This window comes from Flavobacterium pallidum (assembly GCF_003097535.1).
GTDB lineage: Bacteria > Bacteroidota > Bacteroidia > Flavobacteriales > Flavobacteriaceae > Flavobacterium > Flavobacterium pallidum.
On the sequence record NZ_CP029187.1, the window covers coordinates 199,052 to 220,591 of the forward strand.

Annotated in this window: 20 protein-coding genes; 7 read left to right on the forward strand and 13 right to left on the reverse strand. The window is 44.1% G+C overall.

Annotated elements, in window-relative coordinates:
• The first annotated feature begins 12 nt into the window (after positions 1 to 12).
• The 3 genes from lysS (at position 13) to HYN49_RS00755 (ending at position 3,010) form a co-directional block, all read left to right on the forward strand.
• Positions 13 to 1,722, forward strand: a complete 1,710-nt coding sequence (gene lysS / locus HYN49_RS00745; RefSeq protein WP_108902334.1) for a lysine--tRNA ligase — start codon at positions 13 to 15, stop codon at positions 1,720 to 1,722.
• 386 nt (positions 1,723 to 2,108) lie between these two features.
• A complete protein-coding gene (locus HYN49_RS00750) occupies positions 2,109 to 2,564 on the forward strand; it encodes a hypothetical protein (protein ID WP_108902335.1) in 456 nt (151 codons plus the stop codon).
• 71 nt (positions 2,565 to 2,635) lie between these two features.
• Positions 2,636 to 3,010, forward strand: a complete 375-nt coding sequence (locus tag HYN49_RS00755) for a hypothetical protein (RefSeq protein WP_108902336.1) — start codon at positions 2,636 to 2,638, stop codon at positions 3,008 to 3,010.
• 47 nt (positions 3,011 to 3,057) lie between these two features.
• Here HYN49_RS00755 and hemL read toward each other — a convergent pair whose 3' ends face one another.
• From hemL to HYN49_RS00775, 4 genes are read right to left on the reverse strand one after another with little or no spacing between them, the layout of a single operon-like run.
• Entirely contained in the window at positions 3,058 to 4,344 is a 1,287-nt protein-coding gene (gene hemL, locus HYN49_RS00760) for a glutamate-1-semialdehyde 2,1-aminomutase (RefSeq protein WP_108902337.1), read from the reverse strand.
• A gap of 21 nt (positions 4,345 to 4,365) precedes the next feature.
• Entirely contained in the window at positions 4,366 to 5,262 is an 897-nt protein-coding gene (locus HYN49_RS00765) for a glucosaminidase domain-containing protein (protein WP_108902338.1), read from the reverse strand.
• The gene (locus tag HYN49_RS00770; RefSeq protein WP_108902339.1) at positions 5,255 to 6,160 is read right to left on the reverse strand and encodes a 1-aminocyclopropane-1-carboxylate deaminase/D-cysteine desulfhydrase; all 906 of its coding nucleotides are present in this window, start codon (positions 6,158 to 6,160) and stop codon (positions 5,255 to 5,257) included. Before HYN49_RS00770 ends, HYN49_RS00765 begins: the two co-directional genes overlap by 8 nt.
• A gap of 3 nt (positions 6,161 to 6,163) precedes the next feature.
• Positions 6,164 to 6,442 carry a hypothetical protein gene (locus tag HYN49_RS00775; RefSeq protein ID WP_245892227.1) on the reverse strand — a complete coding sequence of 93 codons (279 nt, stop codon included), beginning with the start codon at positions 6,440 to 6,442 and terminating at the stop codon, positions 6,164 to 6,166.
• Positions 6,443 to 6,518: 76 nt separating this feature from the next.
• Between HYN49_RS00775 and HYN49_RS00780 the strand changes: the two genes are divergently transcribed.
• The 4 genes from HYN49_RS00780 (at position 6,519) to HYN49_RS00790 (ending at position 9,492) form a co-directional block, all read left to right on the forward strand.
• Positions 6,519 to 6,704 carry a DUF5522 domain-containing protein gene (locus tag HYN49_RS00780; protein WP_108902341.1) on the forward strand — a complete coding sequence of 62 codons (186 nt, stop codon included), beginning with the start codon at positions 6,519 to 6,521 and terminating at the stop codon, positions 6,702 to 6,704.
• A gap of 71 nt (positions 6,705 to 6,775) precedes the next feature.
• Complete coding sequence (locus HYN49_RS00785; RefSeq protein WP_108902342.1) at positions 6,776 to 8,767, forward strand: urocanate hydratase; 1,992 nt, start codon at positions 6,776 to 6,778, stop codon at positions 8,765 to 8,767.
• A 6-nt stretch (positions 8,768 to 8,773) separates the two neighbouring features.
• Positions 8,774 to 8,944 carry a hypothetical protein gene (locus tag HYN49_RS15130; RefSeq protein WP_181368986.1) on the forward strand — a complete coding sequence of 57 codons (171 nt, stop codon included), beginning with the start codon at positions 8,774 to 8,776 and terminating at the stop codon, positions 8,942 to 8,944.
• Positions 8,945 to 8,961: 17 nt separating this feature from the next.
• A complete protein-coding gene (locus tag HYN49_RS00790; protein ID WP_108902343.1) occupies positions 8,962 to 9,492 on the forward strand; it encodes a DUF4136 domain-containing protein in 531 nt (176 codons plus the stop codon).
• 346 nt (positions 9,493 to 9,838) lie between these two features.
• Here the strand turns inward: HYN49_RS00790 and HYN49_RS00795 are convergent, their stop codons facing one another.
• From HYN49_RS00795 to HYN49_RS00835, 9 genes are all read right to left on the reverse strand, one after another.
• Entirely contained in the window at positions 9,839 to 11,902 is a 2,064-nt protein-coding gene (locus HYN49_RS00795; RefSeq protein ID WP_108902344.1) for an alpha-ketoacid dehydrogenase subunit alpha/beta, read from the reverse strand.
• Between the two features lie 128 nt (positions 11,903 to 12,030).
• Positions 12,031 to 13,107 (reverse strand): branched-chain amino acid aminotransferase, encoded by a 1,077-nt coding sequence (locus HYN49_RS00800; protein ID WP_108902345.1) that lies wholly within the window; start codon positions 13,105 to 13,107, stop codon positions 12,031 to 12,033.
• A 20-nt stretch (positions 13,108 to 13,127) separates the two neighbouring features.
• Positions 13,128 to 14,384 carry a dihydrolipoamide acetyltransferase family protein gene (locus HYN49_RS00805; protein WP_245892229.1) on the reverse strand — a complete coding sequence of 419 codons (1,257 nt, stop codon included), beginning with the start codon at positions 14,382 to 14,384 and terminating at the stop codon, positions 13,128 to 13,130.
• Positions 14,385 to 14,462: 78 nt separating this feature from the next.
• Positions 14,463 to 15,059 (reverse strand): acyltransferase, encoded by a 597-nt coding sequence (locus tag HYN49_RS00810; RefSeq protein ID WP_108902346.1) that lies wholly within the window; start codon positions 15,057 to 15,059, stop codon positions 14,463 to 14,465.
• A gap of 47 nt (positions 15,060 to 15,106) precedes the next feature.
• Positions 15,107 to 15,856 (reverse strand): enoyl-CoA hydratase/isomerase family protein, encoded by a 750-nt coding sequence (locus HYN49_RS00815; protein ID WP_108902347.1) that lies wholly within the window; start codon positions 15,854 to 15,856, stop codon positions 15,107 to 15,109.
• Between the two features lie 74 nt (positions 15,857 to 15,930).
• Positions 15,931 to 18,426 carry a phenylacetic acid degradation bifunctional protein PaaZ gene (gene paaZ / locus HYN49_RS00820; protein ID WP_108902348.1) on the reverse strand — a complete coding sequence of 832 codons (2,496 nt, stop codon included), beginning with the start codon at positions 18,424 to 18,426 and terminating at the stop codon, positions 15,931 to 15,933.
• 309 nt (positions 18,427 to 18,735) lie between these two features.
• Positions 18,736 to 19,953, reverse strand: coding sequence for a 3-oxoadipyl-CoA thiolase (gene pcaF / locus HYN49_RS00825; protein WP_108902349.1), 1,218 nt, complete (start codon positions 19,951 to 19,953; stop codon positions 18,736 to 18,738).
• A 22-nt stretch (positions 19,954 to 19,975) separates the two neighbouring features.
• Positions 19,976 to 20,380 carry a PaaI family thioesterase gene (locus HYN49_RS00830; protein WP_108902350.1) on the reverse strand — a complete coding sequence of 135 codons (405 nt, stop codon included), beginning with the start codon at positions 20,378 to 20,380 and terminating at the stop codon, positions 19,976 to 19,978.
• Positions 20,381 to 21,529 (reverse strand): 3-hydroxyacyl-CoA dehydrogenase NAD-binding domain-containing protein, encoded by a 1,149-nt coding sequence (locus HYN49_RS00835; protein WP_108902351.1) that lies wholly within the window; start codon positions 21,527 to 21,529, stop codon positions 20,381 to 20,383.
• Positions 21,530 to 21,540 lie beyond the last annotated feature (11 nt).

Here is a 21,540-nt window from a genome sequence, read left to right on the forward strand (position 1 = left end):
AAATCAAATACCATGGCATTATCCGAACAGGAAGTACTCCGCAGGGAAGCGCTTCAGGAATTGCGCGGCCTGGGCATCGAGCCTTATCCGGCAAATGAATTCACAACCACCGCTTATTCATCACAAATCCTCAACGACTTCGAAAAATACGAAGGCAAACAGGTCATTTTAGCCGGAAGGCTGATGGGCAAACGAAAGATGGGCAAGGCTTCATTTGCGGAACTGAAGGATTCTGAAGGCCGGATACAGCTTTATGTATCCCGCGACGACATTTCCACTGATGCGGAAAATACCATGTATACGACCGTGTTCCTGAGGTTGCTTGATATCGGCGATTTCATCGGGATTGAAGGCAAAGTTTTCAAAACACAGGTGGGCGAAATTTCAGTCCATGTTACCAAACTGACTGTTTTAGCCAAAGCCTTAAAACCGCTTCCGGTGGTAAAGACTGATGCTGACGGTGTAGTGCATGACGCTTTCGCAGATGCAGAGCAAAGATACCGCCGCCGCTATGTCGACCTGACCGTAAACGACCATGTAAAGGAAACGTTCATCAAAAGGACAAAACTGTTCAATGCGATGCGCGATTTCTTCAACGCCAAAGGATACCTCGAAGTTGAAACCCCGGTGTTGCAACCCATTCCGGGTGGCGCTGCCGCAAGGCCTTTCACCACACACCACAATGCGCTTGATGTGCCTTTGTATATGAGGATTGCCAACGAATTATACCTTAAAAGGCTTATCGTAGGCGGATTCGAAGGTGTTTATGAATTTTCGAAAAACTTCCGCAATGAAGGCATGGACCGTACACACAATCCGGAATTCACCGCGATGGAGATATACGTAGCCTACAAAGATTACAACTGGATGATGGCGTTTACCGAAAACCTCCTTGAGCATTGCGCGATGGCGGTTAACGGTACTTCGGAAACTGTTTTTGGAGAACATAAGGTCAATTTCAAAGCACCTTATGCCCGTGTAACGATGACCGATGCCATAAAGCAATATACCGGTTTTGACATTTCCGGCAAAAGCGAGGCCGAATTGTTTGAAGCTGCCAGGAGCATGGGCATCGAAGTCGATGCCACGATGGGCAAAGGCAAACTGATCGACGAGATTTTCGGGGCGAAGTGCGAAGGGAATTTCATCCAGCCTACTTTCATCACCGATTATCCGAAGGAAATGAGTCCGCTTTGCAAACAGCACCGCGACAATCCAGAATTGACGGAGCGCTTTGAACTGATGGTTTGCGGCAAGGAAGTGGCAAACGCCTATTCTGAGCTGAACGATCCGATTGACCAGAAGGAACGCTTCGAACACCAATTGGAACTGGCCGAAAAAGGCGATGACGAAGCCACACAGTTTATTGATTACGATTTCCTGCGCGCGCTCGAATATGGCATGCCGCCCACTTCCGGTCTTGGCATCGGGATGGACAGGCTCATCATGTTCCTGACCAACAATGCCTCGATACAGGAAGTATTGTTTTTCCCTCAGATGCGCCCGGAAAAAAAACAGATACAGATCGAACTTTCAGACGATGAGAAACTGATCGTTTCGCTTTTACAGGCCAATGAAGGGAAAATGGATCTCGGCACTTTAAAAGTAAAAACAGAACTCAGCGGCAAGAAATGGGATGCCGCCACCAAGGCATTGTCCAAACACGGCATGATCAAAGTGGCTGTCGAAGGCGACTTCAAAACGATGGAATTGGCAGGATAAATTTCTCATTTTCAATCGGGAATTTTGTATAAAATTTGTTTGATCGGGATTTCCTGACTTTCAAAATAATGCAAAGTTCCCGGTTTTTTTTATACCATTGCGCCTCCGTTATTGCTTCCTGCGTCGCCATAACGGGATCGGGCTATTCACTGCAAGTCCTCGCTCGTTCCTCGCTGCGGGCTTTTCGTTGCTATCCCTGGCGCGCGAATCCTGTCCAATGAAGCAATTGTTCAAAATGTATGTTTTTCCTTCCACGATCCCATTTCGTTACCATACTTCCATAAGCTTATATTCCTCAAAATGTTAAACTCCTGCTAAAAACTATCGTTCATTAAACCAAAGCAGGCCATAAAGGTCATACGGGCCATAACTTAAATTCTTAAACAATGAAAAAAATGATTGCAATGGCAATGCTGGTATCAGGAATGGTATCTTTTGCCCAGGAAAAACCAAATGCGCCTCAAGACGCAAAACAAAAAATGGGGCAACTCACCCCCCAGCAAAGAAACGAACTCCGCGTAAAAGAGCTTACCCTAAAGCTTGACCTGAATGCTTCACAGCAAAAAGAAATGTCGAAGGTCATCGCTGATGTCCAGATGAAAAGGGAAAATGCAAAGGAAGAAATGAAAAAAATGAAGGAATCAGGAAAAAAACCTACTGCCGACGAGCGTTTTGCCATGCGCAGTAAAATGCTCGACGAACAGATTGCAGTAAAAGAAAGGGTCAAAAAAATCCTGACTGCTGAACAGATGGCGAAATGGGAAAAGATAACCGAAGAGAAAAAAGACCATGCAAAGCAAGCTATGAAAGAACATCGCGGTAAAAAGCAAAGGCGTGATTGAGCAGAAAATAATTTGTCATCGTATTTAAAAAATAATTAGATTTGGCGTACTTAATTTTTAATCACCAAACTATGAAAAATCTGATTATAGCTTTCTCCCTGTTTTTTGCAGTAGGCGCAAGTGCTCAGGCTAAAAAACAGCTTACACCGGCTAAAGCTACACCGAAGGCGGCAGTGGTTGCGGCTCCGAAATTAACAAATCTGGAAAAAGCACAAAAAAACGTAGCTGACCTGAATGCTTTCATTCCATTATCTGCAGAGAAGCAGGCCACTTTTACGGAGCTTTTTACCACCAAATATAAAATGCTGGAAGGCGCAGGGGATTCTGCTGACAGAAAGCAGATTATCTCATACCAAATTGCCCGTAAAATTGAAGCTTCAATCGATGCTGAAAGTTTCGAGAAGATCAAGAGCAATGAAACTTTATTTCAAAAGCTTACAAATTAATTCAAATTAAAAGTATAAATAAACGTCCCAATTGGGACGTTTTTTATTTACAGGCTTTTTGACACTTTATCTATAGCTGCAATGGTAAAATCCAGATCTTCATATGTCAATGCATCGCTTATAAACCAGGTTTCATATGCTGAAGGTGCAATGTAAACCCCTTCTGCTACAAGCCCATGGAAGAACTTCCTGAAACTTTCATTATCTCCTTTGCCAGCAGATTTAAAGTCAGTTACAGCACCTTCATCAAAATGCACTGAAATCATGGAACCCACACGATTAATCGTATATACGACACCATTTTCCGATAGTACATTCCTGATTCCCGCCTCAAGATAAGCAGTTTTTTCTTCTAATCTTTTGAAAACTGATTCATCTTCGTTGAGCTTTTGCAGCATCGCCAATCCCGCAGCCATAGCCAACGGATTTCCTGATAATGTCCCCGCCTGATATACAGGCCCTAATGGCGCAAGATGGTTCATAATTTCTGCACGTGCCGCAAAAGCACCTACTGGCAATCCACCTCCGATTACTTTCCCGAAAGCGACAATGTCTGCTTTTATATTGTACAATTCCTGTGCCCCGCCTCTTGCCAGACGAAAACCTGTCATGACTTCATCAAAGATTAATAAGATTCCGTTGGCATCACACAAATCCCGAAGTCCCTGTAAAAATCCTTCAGCAGGGGGAATACAGCCCATATTGCCGGCCACAGGCTCAATAATGATAGCCGCAATTTCATTTGGATTGGCTGCAATCAAATCATGTATATTACCGAGATCATTATAAGCCGCCAATAATGTATCCTTTGCTGTACCAGCAGTTACTCCCGGGCTGTTCGGTGTACCGAAAGTTATTGCCCCGCTTCCTGCCTGAATCAGGAAAGAATCAGAATGCCCGTGGTAACAGCCTGCGAATTTGATGATCTTGTCCCTTTTTGTAAAACCTCTTGCCAAACGTACCGCACTCATACAGGCCTCAGTACCCGAATTCACAAAACGTATTTTATCGATTCCGGGAACCATACTGATGGCCAAAGCGGCAATCTGCGTTTCCAGTTCCGTGGGCATCCCAAATGAAGTGCCCAGTTTTGCTTTTTCAGTAATAGCATTTACGACCGGTTCATAAGCATGTCCTAAAATCATCGGGCCCCATGAATTAATATAATCAATCAGGCGATTGCCATCCTCATCATATAAATAGGCGCCTTGGGCACTTTTAACGAAAATTGGTGTCCCTCCTACTGCTTTAAACGCGCGTACCGGGGAATTTACGCCGCCCGGAATTACTTTTTCAGCTTCAGCAAAAAGCTGGCTGCTTCTTTGGTATAACATGCTATGTTTTTTAGATGAAATTTATTGGACAACCAATCGCTGCCCTATTGAAATGGCATTTTCGGTCAAATTATTTTTTTGCTTAAGCTGGTCTACCGTAAGCCCGAACTTTTTTGAAATCGAGTACAGCGTATCGCCTTTCTGTACTTCATAACCTCCGGCGGAAGCAGTCGACGAACCCGCATTTGAAACCTTAACAGGTTGACCCTCAAAAGGCACATATTCCGTTCCAAGTACCTGCGAATCATATTGATGCAGATTATAACGTTCAATATAACCAATGAGTTTTTCAGGGTATTTCGGATCAGTTGCATATCCTGCGGCGCGCAATCCTTTGGCCCAGGCTTCATAATCACCTTTTGGCAATTTGAATAATCCTGAATACCTCGTCCGCGTAGTGAGGAACAACGCATGGTCTCGGTACGATTCGGAAGGATCTTTATACTTGCGGAAGCATTCCTGATCAGAATCATCATCATGCCGCACGGTTTCTCCTGTCCAGTCATTATGGCATTTAATTCCGAAATGGTTATTGGCACTCACCGCCAAATCTCCTTTACCTGCACCGGATTCCAGGATTCCCTGTGCAAGGATAATACTCGCGGGAATACCATACGTTTTCATATTACCCATCGCGATGTTCTTGAAATCATTGACATAATTGTTGACGACTTCCGTGTAAACCACCGTTTTGGAAGTGGACACAATCACTTCCTCTCCCTGCTGGTTACCCGCCTGGTTTGTGGATTTAGGAGGCTGTGCAGTAGCTACAGGTTTTGTCCCTGTCGTTCTTTTTGGCGTACGCGAAACAGTTCTTGTTTTTGGTGGTACTTTTTTAGTAGTCCTGACAACAGTTTGCGTCGTATGACAGGCTGTGAAACTGATTAACACAAATAAAAGAAATGCTTTTTTAAACATGCGTATTGATGATTGGTAGTTTGTTGTTTTGCAATTTAATGTTCATCCCTTGTATCCCCTGCAATCCGCCTGTATGTATCAATAGGATTTTGGAATTATCAGGAAAATAATTGTTTTCAATCATATCCATAACGCCGAAAACCATCTTTCCTGTATACACCGGATCGAGTAGGATTTTATTTATTTTAGAAAAATCATTTATAAACGAAATCAGCTTTTCATCCACTTTTCCATATCCGCCGAAATGATAATCCGGGATAAGATCCCAATGACCGCCCGGGGCAAAAATACGAATTTCATCTTTTAAAAAATCTCCTTTCAATGCCGGAAATCCTAAAACTTTCTGATGTGAAAGCGCACTGTTGATGATTCCTGAAATCGTTCCACCGGTTCCCACCGCACAGCAGATAAAATCAAAATCAGCGTCTGATGGCGTTAGGATTTCCTCACAACCTTTTATAGCCAAAGCATTTGTTCCGCCTTCCGGCAAAAGGTGAAAATCGCCAAATTCGTTACGCAGATTATTTAAAAAAAATATTTCATTTTTCAGCCGGTAATTTTCCCTGGTCACAAAATGCAATTGCATCCCACAGGAAGCCGCAAATTTTAATGTAGGATTCTCATCGATTTTATCTGCCAATTCTTCCCCGCGGATTACGCCGATTGTTTTCAAACCAGCCTCTTTTCCGGCATAAGCAGTCGCGGCAATATGGTTTGAAAATGCCCCGCCGAAGGTCAGCAATGTACCTTTACCTTCCGCTTTTGCCTGAATCAGGTTGTATTTCAGTTTCCTGAATTTATTTCCGGAAACTACAGGGTGGATTAAGTCTTCGCGTTTGATATAAACCGCCACATTTCGTAGGCGATCCGTAAATAGAAATTGATTTTGGGTCCCCATCGCCTACAGGTATTTGATAAAATTCCAAAAATCGCGATGCTGGAGAAACCCAACCTGACTTTCATTTGCATACGCTTCGGCTTCAAAACTGATTTTTCGGTACGCTTTCTGATGATCCCAAATCTGGCATAACCTGATCAAATATTCCAATCCGTACCATATGAAAAAACCGATTACCAATAATTCCATTTGCTGCCTGATGTGAATGCTTTCATGGTTTATCAGGACTTTATTCCGCCTGTCTTCCAAACGCCCAATGATTATAAAAGGAAAAATAGCCATAGAAGCATATCCTTTTGGAATTAAATATTGGGAAGTAACAATAAACATCAGTGATAAGTTTATAAATTTGTAGCTTATGAATGAGCAAAATAACGAAAATAAACCAATCGAAGGTGAAGATTTCTACTATACACCCGAAGGTTATAAATGTTTCACAGAAAAATACCATCTTAAACGCGGCTATTGCTGCCGAAGCGGATGCCGTCACTGTCCTTATGGGTTTGACAAAAAAACGAATACCATTAGAAAATTGGACAATTAGATAATTAGAAAATGTCCTCACAACCTAAAAGTGTTACAGTCTTAAAATCTTATAATCCTACAATCTAAAATATGACTTTCAAAGAACAAATAAAAGAAGGAATTCCAACCATCTTACCACAACCGAAACCATACGAACCCAATATCAATCACGCACCTAAAAGAAAGGAAATTCTTTCTGCAGATGAAAAAAAACTCGCTGTCAGGAATGCGTTACGTTATTTCAACCCAAAAGACCACGCCGTTTTGGCAAAAGAATTCCTTGAAGAACTGAATACTTACGGACGTATTTACATGTACCGCCTTCGTCCTGACTATAAAATGTATGCACGCCCGATTGATGAATATCCGGGCAAATGTGAACAGGCAAAAGCCATTATGCTCATGATCCAGAACAACCTGGACTATGCCGTGGCACAGCATCCGCATGAACTGATTACCTATGGCGGGAATGGTGCCGTGTTCCAGAACTGGGCGCAATACCTGCTTACGATGAAATACCTGTCGGAAATGACAGAAGAACAAACGCTCACCATATATTCCGGGCACCCGATGGGATTATTTCCGTCACATCGCGATGCGCCAAGGGTCGTTGTCACAAACGGCATGATGATCCCGAATTATTCCAAACCGGATGACTGGGAAAAATTCAACGCGCTTGGTGTTACCCAATACGGACAAATGACCGCAGGAAGTTATATGTACATTGGGCCACAGGGAATTGTTCATGGCACAACAATTACGGTTTTAAACGCAGGAAGGAAAATTGCAAAAAACAAGGAAAGTCTCGCGGGGAAATTATTCGTCACTTCCGGATTGGGCGGCATGAGCGGCGCGCAGCCTAAGGCAGGAAATATCGCCGGTTGTATTACCGTTTGTGCAGAAGTAAACCCGAAAGCGGTAGAAACACGCCATTCACAAGGTTGGGTTGACGAAGTGATTACTGATCTGAACGAATTGGTAAACCGCGTCAATTCGGCGAAAGCCAAAAAAGAAACCGTTTCCATTGCCTATCTTGGTAATGTGGTCGATGTATGGGAAAAATTTGATACAGAAAACTTATACATTGATTTGGGAAGTGACCAGACTTCACTTCATAATCCATGGGCAGGCGGATATTATCCTGTTGGCGTAGATTTTGAAGAAGCCAAAAACATGATGGCAGACAATCCCGAATTGTTTAAGGAAAAAGTACAGGAAACCTTAAGAAGACATGCCGCAGCGGTAAATAAACATACTGCTAAAGGCACTTATTTCTTTGATTACGGAAACGCCTTCCTTTTGGAAAGTTCACGTGCAGGTGCCGATGTTTTTGCTTTGAGTGGCATTGATTTCAAATACCCGAGCTACGTTCAGGATATTTTAGGCCCGATGTGTTTTGATTATGGATTCGGGCCATTCCGCTGGGTCTGTACTTCAGGAAAACCCGAAGATTTACAGAAAACGGATGATATTGCATGTAAAGTATTGGAAGAGATGGCTGAATACGCCCCTGCCGAAATCCAACAGCAGATGCAGGACAACATCCAATGGATTAAAGGGGCACAGCAAAACAAACTGGTTGTAGGCTCACAGGCCCGTATCCTTTATGCAGATGCCGAAGGCCGCATCAAAATCGCTCAGGCATTTAATGACGCTATAAAAAAAGAAGAAATCGGTTATGTCGTTTTGGGCCGCGACCATCATGACGTTTCCGGAACGGATTCACCTTACCGTGAAACTTCGAACATCTATGACGGTTCGCGTTTTACAGCAGATATGGCAATACAGAATGTCATCGGGGACAGTTTCCGTGGTGCGACCTGGGTTTCCATCCACAATGGTGGCGGAGTCGGCTGGGGCGAAGTAATCAATGGTGGATTTGGCATGGTTCTTGACGGTTCCAAAGACGCTGCGCGCAGATTGGAATCCATGTTGTTCTGGGATGTCAATAACGGTATTTCAAGACGCAGCTGGGCGCGTAATGACGAAGCGATTTTTGCCATAAAAAGGGCGATGGAAACGCAACCTTTACTACAGGTAACCATCCCTAATAAGGTCGATGACGCAATTCTCGATTTTTAAATCCCGATGAAAAGATACAGCAGCATATTGCTCTTGTTATTCGGGACATTGTTAATCCCGGTTGCGATGTATACTGAGAACATTTATCTCAGGTACAGCCTGCTTTTCACCTCCATCATCATCAGTGTGATTGCGGTCATAAAAAGCTTCATCGACAGGAAAAACGACAAAAAATAATTTTTAACTATTGGACTATGAAAATGATCAGAATTATTCCGTTGTTATTCATTGCCGTTATGGCGTCCTGTTCCTCAGTACGTGTGGCAAGCGATTATGACAAAACCGTTGACTATTCCCGCTTTAAAACCTTTGCGTTCCATAAGCAGGGTGTCGATAAAGTAGAAATCTCAGACCTTGATAAGAAAAGAATCCTGCACGCAATTGAAGACCAGATGGCCTCAAAAGGGCTTACCAAAAGTGAAAACCCGGACTTAGTTGTCAATATCTTCACCAAAGCAAGACAGGAAGTCAATGTAAACCAGTTTTACTCCGGATGGGGTTATGGTTGGGGATGGGGATGGAATCCATGGGGTTTCAATAATTCGTATGTAACTACGAATACGGAAGGCACATTATTCATCGATTTAATCGATGCAAAAAAGAAAGAACTCGTCTGGCAGGGTGAAGGCTCGGGCTATTTAACTAAAAATCCGGAGGCCAAAGATGCCCGTATTAAGGAATTTGTCACAAAAATCCTCGAGCAGTATCCTCCGGCAAACAAATAAGGCAGTTGACAGTATTTGCTTAAAACGAAAACCCGCTGATGAAGATTCGGCGGGTTTTTTATTTTCTTGGAGCTTATTCCTGCTCTCCGCTATATCTTTTTAAATCACCTTCGCTGCGCTACGGTGATTTAAAAAGGATGCCGCTGCGATCAGGGCTAGGGATTGTTCTGATAATGACGCAATTTTTCCAATTAACGTTCACGCGCTAGCCCGGAGTGGAACGGAAAGCTTTTTGAAAAAGACGCCGTAATTTTGCCTGATTAAAAAAGCGACCGGAGGAAGCTCTTTTTAATACAGCAAAATAGGCGGATTTGAAAAAACTTGCAGTGGAAAGCCGGATTGGCTTCTAATAATGAAGCAACTCCTCCATCTTCACTTTCACCTTCTCCATCGACGGAATCATCGTCTGCTCCAAAGTCATGTTTAGCGGAATCGCAGGCAGGTTCTCAGACCCGATTACCATCACCGGCGCATCAAGATATTTAAAGCATTTTTCCTGAATCATTCCCGCCAAACTTCGTGCAAACGAATTATTCACAGGCTCTTCAGTAACGACAAGGCATTTTTTCGTTTTCTTAACCGACTTCAGAATCGTTTCCTCGTCTAAAGGATACAGCGTCCGTAAATCAACGATTTCGACCTTATCCTTCATATCTTTTGAAGCATTCAAGGCCCAATGCACGCCCATACCGTAAGTGATTACCGTCATCGTTTCTTCCATATCCTGTCCCCAGATTTCCTGGACGATATTGGCTTTGCCAAACGGTAAGATGTAATCCTCAGAAGGCTCATTTACGCGCGCTTCGTCAGTTCCTTTTACTTTAGACCAGTACAAACCTTTGTGTTCCAGAATCACGACCGGATTCGGGTCATAATACGCCGCTTTCATCAATCCTTTTAAATCGGCTCCGTTGCTTGGGTAAGCGATTTTGATACCGCGGATGTTCGTCAGCACACTTTCGACAGAAGACGAATGATAAGGCCCACCACTGCCATACGCACCAATCGGGACACGCAGTATCATAGACACCGGCCATTTTCCGTTGGTTAAGTATGAGGAACGGCTGACTTCCGTAAACAACTGGTTCAATCCAGGCCAGATGTAATCGGCGAATTGCACCTCAACAATCGGTTTTAATCCTACGGCTGACATTCCTACCGTGGAACCCACAATAAATGCTTCCTGGATGGGCGTATTAAAAACACGTTCGTCTCCGAATTTCTGCGCCAATGTAGCCGCTTCACGGAATACACCGCCCAATCTTCCACCGACATCCTGTCCGTATAAAAGGCATTCCTTGTGTTTTTTCATCAATTCCTCGACCGCAAATAATGCACAGTCGACCATGACGACTTTATCTTCACGGATTGGATTTCTTTCTCCTTTTTCCTCCGTAACCGAAGTGGGCGCAAAATCATGTGTAAACAAATCTTCCGGTTTTGGATCTTCTGCCTGCAACGCCTTATCGTAGTCGGCCTGTACTTTTGAAACGGCCGTACGGTTTATCTTTTCTATTTCCTCTGATGAAAATCCCGCATCAGTCAATTGCTGCTTCAACACCGGAAACGGATCGCGTGATTTCGCTTCGTCCAGATCATCACGGTACCATTCCATACGAACCCCGGAAGTATGGTGGTTCAGCAATGGCACTTTGGCATGCACCAAAAACGGACGGCGCTCGGCACGCATCGTTTTCAGTACTTTCTGTATCGTCAGATAACTTTCGGTAAAATCAGCTCCGTCAATGGAAACCGCTTCAAGACCATGAAATCCTTTGGCATATTCGAACGCATTCTGAGCACGCGTTTCCTTTGCATTCGCTGAAATATCCCAGCCATTGTCCTGCACTAAATATAAAATTGGCAATTGCTTTAAAGCCGCCATCTGGAATGCTTCAGCAATTTCTCCTTCCGTTACCGAGGCATCGCCTAAGGAACAGATCACAATAGGCTTTTGTTCATTCTCATCCTGAATTCCAATATTTTCCTTGTACCAAAATCCCATTGCCGCACCTGTAGCAGGAATCGCCTGCATACCTGTCGCCGAGGATTGATGCGGAATTTTAGGCTTATCTGCATCACGTAAACTTGGGTGGCAGTAATACGTACGTCCGCCTGAAAATGGATCGTCTTTTTTCGCCATCAGTTGCAGCATCAAATCATAAGGTTGCATACCAATTCCGAGCATCATTGCATCATCGCGGTAATACGGAAAGGCATAATCCTGCGGCAATAATTGCATTGCAAGTGCGATCTGTATGGCTTCATGCCCACGCGATGTGGCATGTACGTATTTGGAAACTGTCTTGAAATTTTCCTCATACAGCTCCGTCATCGCCTTGGCAGTTGCCATCGTCGCAAACGCCTTTTCTAAAATAATCTTATTCAATGTGCTTTCTGCAATCTCCATTTTATTTTTTATTTTTTGGGCAGCTTATCCCGCTATCCGCTGCAATCTTTTCCCGTCAGTTCGAGTGTGCCTGAAGGCATGTGTCGAGAACACGGGAAAAGGATTTCCGCTTCTATCGGGGCTGCGGTTTACGCATCAACTGACGCATCTAATTCAACCGGAACAATCCACCCGAACTTATCCTCGATTTCCTGATGCTTGATTTTTTCCAGGGTCTGCTTCACCTCCTCTGAAACCGGATTTTCAGCCGGGAATTTAATCTTCATATCCTTATATCCGATTTCCTCCACCATCGCAATGCCAACGGCAGTTCCGGCTCCGAAAGCTTCTTCGAGTGTACCATTTTCAAAAGCGGCGACAATTTCCTGCATCGTAATTGGTCTTTCGGACACTTCAAATCCTTTGTCACGCAATAAATCAATTACGCTCATTCTTGTAATCCCTGCAAGTATAGAACCTCCGAGATTCGGTGTAATCCATTTTCCGTCAATCTTCAGGAAGAAATTCATCGTCCCTACTTCCTGTACATATTCGAAATCGCGTGCATCAAGCCACAATACCTGGTCGTAGCCTTTAGTTCTGGCTATTTCCGTCGGGCGAATCGCAGCAGCGTAATTTCCAGCAGCTTTGGCTTCTCCTGTACCGCCATTTGCGGCACGAATAAATTTGGTTTCAGCCCACAATTTTATTGGCTTACTGAAGAACGGCCCAGCCGGTGATGCAAAAATGATGAACTTGTATTTTGTCGCGGCACGCATTCCGATAAATGCTTCATCAGCATACATGAACGGACGCAGGTACAACGCGCTTCCTTCACTCGTCGGAATCCAATTGTGTTCTATTGCCATGAACCTTTTCAATCCTTCTATGAATAAATCTTCAGGAAACAATGGCATTCCCATACGGTCCGCACTGAAGTTCAATCGCTTTGCATTTTCATCGGGACGGAACAACAATGGAGATCCGTCTTTTCCTAAAGTGGTTTTCATTCCCTCAAAAATTGCCTGTCCGTAATGCAATGCCATAGCGGCAGGATGCGTCGGAATTTCGTGCATCGGTTCGATACGTGGATTTTTCCATTGGCCATCTTCATAATCGCAGATGAACATGTGATCTGTAAAGGCATGCCCCATTACGATGTTGTTGATATCCACTTCATTAATCCTTGAAGCCGTTGCTCTTGTTTCTTTAATATTGTAAGCCATAGTGTTTATATTTTATGCAATCAGATTGCCGTATTGATATCAAATTGTTCGAGGTAATCGCCTACTTTTCGCAGGAACGATCCTCCTAAAAATCCGTCCACAACGCGATGGTCAAACGACAGCGATAAGTACATCATGCTACGAATCGCAATCTCATCTCCTTTTTCAGTCGTAATCACTTCCGGGCGTTTCTTGATGATTCCCAAAGCCAAAATCGCAACTTCAGGTTGGTTGATAATCGGTGTGCCCATTAAGCTTCCAAATGTCCCAACATTGGAAATCGTAAACGTGCTTCCCTGAACCTCATCGGGTTTTAATTCATTGTTGCGTGAACTTTCGGCCAAATGATTTACTGTGGCAGCCAATTCAGGCAAATTCTTTTCATTGGCGTTTTTAACGACCGGGACAATCAGGTTTCCGTTTGGTAAAGCCGTCGCCATTCCGATATTAATATCGCTGTGAACAATAATGTTCTTGCCATCCACTGATACATTAATCATTGGATAATCCACAATCGCTTTGGCAACAGCATCAACAAAAATGGGTGTGAACGTCAATTTCTGGTTGTGCTTTTCAGCAAAAACATCTTTATTCTTATTACGCCATCCGACGAGATTCGTCACATCCACTTCAATGTATGAAGTCACGTGCGGTGATGTCTGTTTCGAATACACCATGTGATCGGCAATCATCCTGCGCATACGGTCCATTTCGACGATGCGATCTTTGCCTTCTACATAGTTGATTTTTGGTGCAGGGTACAGGGTTGAGGGTGCAGCGTTTTGCGGCGTGCTTTTTAAAGGATACTTCCTGTTCTTCAGGTAGTTGAAAACATCGCTTTTCTGAATCCTTCCATCTGCACCAGAACCGGGAATGCTTTGTACTTCCTCTAATGACAGGTTTTCTTTTTGTGCAATACTGATGATTAATGGGGAAAGGAACGCGTCGGGATTGCTCCTGGCCTGTAATTTCACTTCCTCCTTTTTGGTATCATTCGGCAGTGGTTTTGCTGCCTGTTTTACTTCCTCTGTTTTTCCAATCGTTATTTTTTTGCCCGCGACATTTCCATCTGCGTCGATTAGCGCCAGCACCTCTCCTACTTTCACCACATCATCTTTCCCGAAACGTATTTCAGTAATCACACCTGAAACCGGCGACGGCACATCGCTGTCAACCTTATCTGTGGCCACTTCCAAAATCGTTTCTTCTGCATCGACAGGATCCCCGACATTTTTCAGCCAGTTGATAATGGTCGCTTCGGAAATACTTTCGCCCATTTTGGGCATTTTAAATTCTGTTATCATTTTATAGTTTCAAAGTCGCAAAGTTGCAAAGTTGCAAAGTTTGAGAACTGATTACTTCTTCCTAAACTCCTCTAACGTCATGTAATTCGTTTCCTGAACTGGCCTGTCTTTCGGGATTTCCCGTAAAGGTTCGACTGCTTTCAGGGTTTCGTATAGTGCTGCCGGCAATTGCTGGTACAACTGCGTGCCTTTGGTTTTCCAGGCAATCATTTCGTCGCTGATGTCCTTTACAATCACAGCCGGATTCCCAACGACCATTTTGCGGTTCGGGATTTTCATTTCGGCTTTGATGAAGGTTAAGGCCCCAACGATGCATTCATCACCCAACTCGGCGTCATCCATGATTACGGCATTCATTCCTACAAGGCAATTTGCTCCGATATTAGCCCCATGGATAATCGCCCCATGCCCGATATGCGCTCCTTTCTTCAAAGTAATGCTCTTTCCCGGAAACATGTGTATCGTACAATTTTCCTGTACATTACAGCCATCTTCAATCACAATCCCGCCCCAGTCACCGCGAATTGCTGCGCCGGGTCCAACATATACATCCTTACCGATAATCACGTTGCCGGTAACCGCAGCCTGCGGATGGATGAAGCTGCTTTCGTGGATGACGGGGATAAAGCCTTTGAATTCGTATATCATTTTTAGACACGCTTCGCTACAGAAACGCTTCGCTTTAGATTATCAGACTATTTAAATTTCTCCAGTGTTTTCTTCGTAAAATCACTCAACACCAATCGTCCGCTAATCGCAGCACGTTCGGCTAAAAGATGGTCCCAATCGTCTGTTCCTTTCCAGAAAATCTTTTTCATTTCAGTCATGGCTTCGGGATTGTAAGTACATAAATGTTTGGCAAATGCTTCCACTTTTGAATCCATTTCCTCAATCGATTCGGAAACTTCGGCAAACAATCCTTTGCTTCTCGCCCATTCCGCTTCGTAAAAAGTGTTTGCGTCGATTGCGATTTGTGACATCGCAGAAACACCCATTTTCCTTTCAATGGCCGGTGAAACCACAAATGGTCCGATACCGACATTGAGCTCACTTAATTTTATTGCAGCGAATTTCGTCGCAAAGCAATAATCCGTCGATGCTGCTATCCCTACGCCGCCACCGACAGTTTTCCCCTGAATCCTTCCAATGATGAATTTCGGGCATTTGCGCATCGCGTTGATGACTTTGGCGAAACCTGAGAAAAATACTTTTCCTGTTGCCGCATCATTAATATTAATCAATTCCTTGAAGCTCGCTCCGGCACAAAACGTGCGGTCGCCACCGCTTTTAAGGATGATGACTTTTACATTGTCGTCATTTCCTGTCTTTGTAATCGTTTCCGCTAATTGCGCAAGAATATTTCCCGGCAGTGAATTCTGCTCCGGATGGAAGAATTCAATCGTCGCGATGTTGTTTTCGATGTTTGATTTTACGTATGCGTCCATTTTTTTTGTTTAAGGTCTAAAGTTTAAAGTTTGAAAGTTGGCAGACCAACTTTTAAACTTTAAACTTTAAACTATTATAATATTCCAAACTGCTTAAAATGATGGTCAAAATGCTTATTAGCCAATAAATCCCATTCGAATTTATCCATCATCCCAAACACTACATTTTTAGTACGTGCTTCAGGGTTTTCCTTGAAGTATAGTTCGTAAGCGTCCATGGCTTCGAGTAATTTCATTTTCGCCGTTGGCAAATCTGCATGTTCTAAATCTTCATTGCCTTCTGCTTTCATCAGCGGATGCTTATGTCCCTGTGGCATTGGCCTGTGGTTAAATATTGTTTCACGGTATTTATCCAGATGCTCCGCCGGGGTAGCGATTTCAAAATCACCTTTCTGGCTTGACGCAAAACGGTATTGCTGCTCCATGTGTTCTACCATGTGCTGTGGTGTCATCGTGCCCCAGTTCGCTTTATGATTTACGGTAAGTTTCGTCAGATACTCATCGATATTTTTCCTGTTGATTTCCGGGAAAGGCGACTTTTTCTGTACCATCGTAAGGATGGTCGCAATTGCGGTAAGCTCATCATTCTGGTCAAAAACCTCTACGAACCATTTCACGATTCCGGAAGGCAATTCCTCGCCTCGGCTGTCGCGCTCCACTTTCTGTTTGCATGTCAGGCGCACATACATAGTATCATTATGGTAAATCGGCCGCAGGAAACGGCATTCTTCAAGGCCGTAATTCGCAGCAACCGGACCTTTGTTCGGCCATACGAAAAGCCCTGCAGCGGCGGCCAAAATAAAATAACCGTGTGCGGTACGCTTCTCGAAAATACTTCCTTTCAGCGAAGTGATATCAGTATGGGCATAAAAATGATCCCAGGTCAGGTTTGCAAAATTGATGATGTCCGTATCAGTAACCGTGCGCTTGTGCGTTTTCAGCGACATGCCCGGCTCGATATCGTCCCAGTAATATTTAAACGGATGCTCCGGTGCTTCTTTATAAGCAGCATTCGGCTGGTAAATTCCTGTGATTTCCGTCAAAGTCGTTGGTGAACCCTGTATTGCGCAACGCTGCATATAATGCTTTACACCGCGGATACCGCCCATTTCCTCTCCTCCGCCTGCCCTTCCCGGACCGCCATGTACCAATTGTGGCAATGGGGAACCGTGACCAGTACTTTGTTTGGCGTTTTCGCGGTTCAACACCAAAATCCTTCCGTGATGGGATGCTGCATTGACAACATAGTCTTTGGCAATTGTATCTGAATTGGTCACAATCGAAGAAACCAAGGAACCTTTGCCCAGTTTCGCCAATTCAACCGCTTCCTCGATATTTTTGTATGGCATTAAAGTTGCTACCGGACCGAAAGCTTCGGTTTCATGAGCGGTTATATTTTTAAACGGATGGTCTTCCCTTAAAAGCATCGGACTGATGAATGCGCCTTTTGAGACATCGGCACCCACCGTAGCAATCTTATCATAATCGCCATAAACGATCGAAGCCGTTTTCGCGATTTCTCTCGTGCGCATTTTCACTTCATTGACCTGATCATTGCTGACAAGCGAACCCATACGGACTTCTTTCAATCTCGGATTACCGATAGTCACTTTATCCAAAGCTTTTCCTAAGGCAATCTGTACATCTTCCATGAGATTTTCAGGAACGATGATACGACGGATTGCGGTACATTTCTGACCACATTTTACGGTCATTTCTGAACGTACCTGGTTTACGAACAAATCAAATTCAGGTGTTCCGGGAATGGCATCTTCGCCCAAAACAGAACAGTTCAGGGAATCCGCTTCCATATTAAAAGGAACGGCTTCGCTGATGATTTTAGGATTTGATTTCAGCTTGCGCCCGGTATCGGCAGAACCTGTGAATGTAACCACATCCTGAGATTCAACGAAGTCGAGTATATTATGTGCGCTTCCGCAGATCAACTGCAATGCACCTTCAGGCAAAATTCCTGATGCGATAATCTCTTTTACAACTGCTTCCGTAAGGTATGAAGTCGATGTTGCCGGCTTCACGACGGCAGGCATTCCTGCCATCCAGTTTACGGCACATTTTTCGAGCATGCCCCAGATTGGGAAATTGAACGCATTGATGTGCACGGCAACGCCAGGTTTCGGAACCAGGATGTGATGTGCCATAAATCGGCCGCCTCGTGACAAATCGATTGGGTCGCCTTCCACATCATAAGGTTGGTTTGGGAACAATTTACGCAGCGATGCATTGGCAAACAAATTTCCGAAACCGCCTTCGATATCAATCCAGCTGTCTACACGTGTAGCACCGGTACGGTAACTGATTTCGTAGAACAGCTCTTTTTTCTTCGTAAGGTACAAGGCCAGTTTCTTCAGCATATTGCCACGTTCCTGGAAGGTCATTTTGCGCAGTTTAGCGCCGCCCGTTGTCCTTCCGTAATGCAGGATTTCTTCGAAGTTCAAGCCTTCTGTGGAAGCATGCGTAATAATTTCCCCAGTAACCGAATCGAATAAAGGTGCGCCTTCGCCCTGCCCTGCTGTCCAGTGCCCGTTTACATAGTTTTGTAATTTACTCATATCTTTTTATTTATTGCAGTGCATGGCACTACTTTATATCTATTGCTTATTAAAAGCCGATTAATCTATCAATTGGAAGATTTAAATTACTTAAAAGAAGATTTAATCATCTGTAAGTGGGGTATAAATCTTCGATAGGAACGATTAAATCTGCTTTTTTGCTGATTTATACTGCTCGTCAGAAAATTTATTTATCCATATCGCAGTGTTAATCATTCTTATCGCAGTATTAATATACTCAGCGGCAGTGTAAATCATTCCTATCGTAGTATTAATATGCTCATTAGCAGTTTTATACTGCTATTGCTGCTATTTATCTATCCTACCTTCATTTTCAATAATTACTGCATAGCCCTGTCCAACGCCAATACACATGGTAATCAATGCATATCGTTTGTTTGTAAGACTCAATTCCAACGCCGCAGAATACGCAATCCTGGCACCGGTTACTCCCAGTGGATGTCCGATGGCAATCGCACCGCCGTTCGGGTTGATTCTTGGATCATCATCTTTTAAACCCAATGCGCGTATGCAGGCAATGCTTTGTGCTGCGAACGCTTCGTTGAGTTCAATGATATCGATTTGATCTAATCTCAGGTTGGCTTTGGCCAGGGCCTTCTTCGTGGCTTCAACCGGCCCGATCCCCATAATCCTTGGCTCCACACCAACAACTGCCGAACTTACGATTTTTGCCAATGGCGTTAAACTGTATTTTCTAACCGCTTCCGCAGATGCGATTAACACTGCCGCGGCTCCATCGTTTAAGCCGGAAGCATTTCCAGCCGTGACAGTACCTTCCTTACGGAATGCGCCACGCAGTTTCGACAATCCTTCCATGGAAGAATTCGGTTTGATGAATTCGTCTTTGTCGAAAACGACCGGGTCGCCTTTTCTTTGCGGAATTTCAACAGCTGTGATTTCTTTTGCCAAACGTCCATTTTGCTGTGCTTTGGCTGCTTTCAGTTGGCTGTTTAATGCAAACGCATCCTGATCTTCTCTTGATATCTGGTATTGATCCACGAGATTTTCAGCGGTTTCGCCCATCGCATCAACACCATACATTTGTTGCATTTTCGGGTTGATGAAACGCCAGCCAAAGCTTGAGTCGTACATTTTTGAATCGGTTCCGTAAGCCGAAGATGGTTTTGAAACCACAAGCGGTCCGCGGGTCATGTTCTCGACACCGCCGGCGATGAATAAATCACCGTCACCTGCTTTAATCGCACGGTTCGCATGAATCACTGCTGACAATCCAGAGCTGCACAAACGGTTTACGGTTTCCCCCGGGACGGTTTGCGGCAGGCCTGCCAATAACAAAGACATACGCGCTACGTTGCGGTTGTCTTCCCCGGCCTGGTTGGCACAGCCCATAATCACGTCATCGTAATCGCTTTGCGGAATTTCCGGATGCTTTTCAGCCAAAGTTTTTATGACCAAAGCGCCAAGGTCGTCAGCGCGTACTGCAGCTAATGTTCCCTGGTAATTCCCGATTGGCGTGCGTACGCCATCAATTATATAACTTTCCATAAAATTCAAATTCCAAATTTTATTAACTCCATTCTTTATCACTCCGAAACACCGTACCCTTAAACAAAGCCACGACTGTTTCCCCTTTTTTTATCTCGACGGTATAAAAACCAAATTTATTCTTTAATGCATTTTCTTTGGCTACAGCCAAAATCGTATCGCCTTCCTTCAGTGATTCGATGTGGTTTATTGAGGTATCAATGCTTAATGCCTGCCTGCCGTGTGAATTTGAGGCAAACGCCAGGGCACTGTCGGCAATCGAGTATGTAATTCCGCCGTGTGCAATCCCGAAACCATTCAGCATGTCTTTGCTAATGGTCATTGACAAGGTGCAGCTTCCTTCGGAAATATCCTCAACAACAATGCCGAGCCATTGGCTGAAAGCATCATTGTCGAACATTTTATGGACTATTTCCTTTGGTGCCATTTAAAAGAACTTTTTGTTTTCTGTATTCATTTTACGCAACAGCGGACTGCAGCGGTATCGGTCTTCGTGATATTCGTTGTAAAGATTATCTAATGTTGAAACGCACCAGTTGATTCCCATTTCGTCTGCCCACGCCAGCAACCCTTTCGGGTAATTGACACCTTTGGTCATGGCATTGTCTATGTCTTTTGCGGAAGCGATATTCAGGAACAAGGCTTCGGCGGCATCATTGATCAGCATGGCTAAAACGCGTTCGAAAATTTGTTTTCCCAAAACGGCATTTTCGTTTGGCTTTGGCATTTCCTCGGCGTAATTGTAAAATCCACGTCCGGTTTTCCTTCCTAAGAATCCTGCTTCCATTAAACGTTTCTGCGTGAATGACGGCTTGTATCTCGGGTCGAAATAAAATGCGGTGAAAACGGTTTCAGTTACTACATAGTTTACGTCGTGCCCAATGAAATCCATCAATTCAAAAGGACCCATACGGAAATTTCCGAATGTCTTCATGGCCCAGTCGATTGTGGCGAAATCTGCTTTGCCTTCTTCATAAATACGCAATGCTTCGCCATAAAACGGACGTGCGACACGGTTTACAATAAATCCGGGCGTGTCTTTGGCCACCGCGACAACTTTCTTCCAACTGGAAATAATTTCAATTGTTTTATCTAAAACTGTTGTGTTTGTTTGCACTGCCGGAATCACTTCAACCAACTGCATTAACGGCGCAGGATTGAAAAAATGGATGCCGATGACACGGTCTGATTTCTTACATGAAGCGGCAATCGATGCGATGGATAATGAAGAAGTATTGGACGCTAAAATGGTGTTTTCAGAAACGACGCTTTCGAGTTCACTGAATAATTTACGCTTGATGTCAAGGTTTTCGATGATGGCTTCTATGACCAGGTCGGAGTCAGCTAAATCCTCGATGGAATTCGCATAAGCGATGTTTCCGTGAATCCTGGCTTTTTCTTCGGCGTTGATTTTGCCTTTTTCCAAAAGCGTCGCCATGGTTTTCTCCAATGCGGATTTGCTTTTGGCGATGGCTTCTAGATTGGTATCATAAATCTTCACCGCACAACCGGCTGTAGCCGCGACTTGTGCGATGCCGCTTCCCATTGTTCCGGAACCTATGACTGATACTTTCATTTTTAGATTTT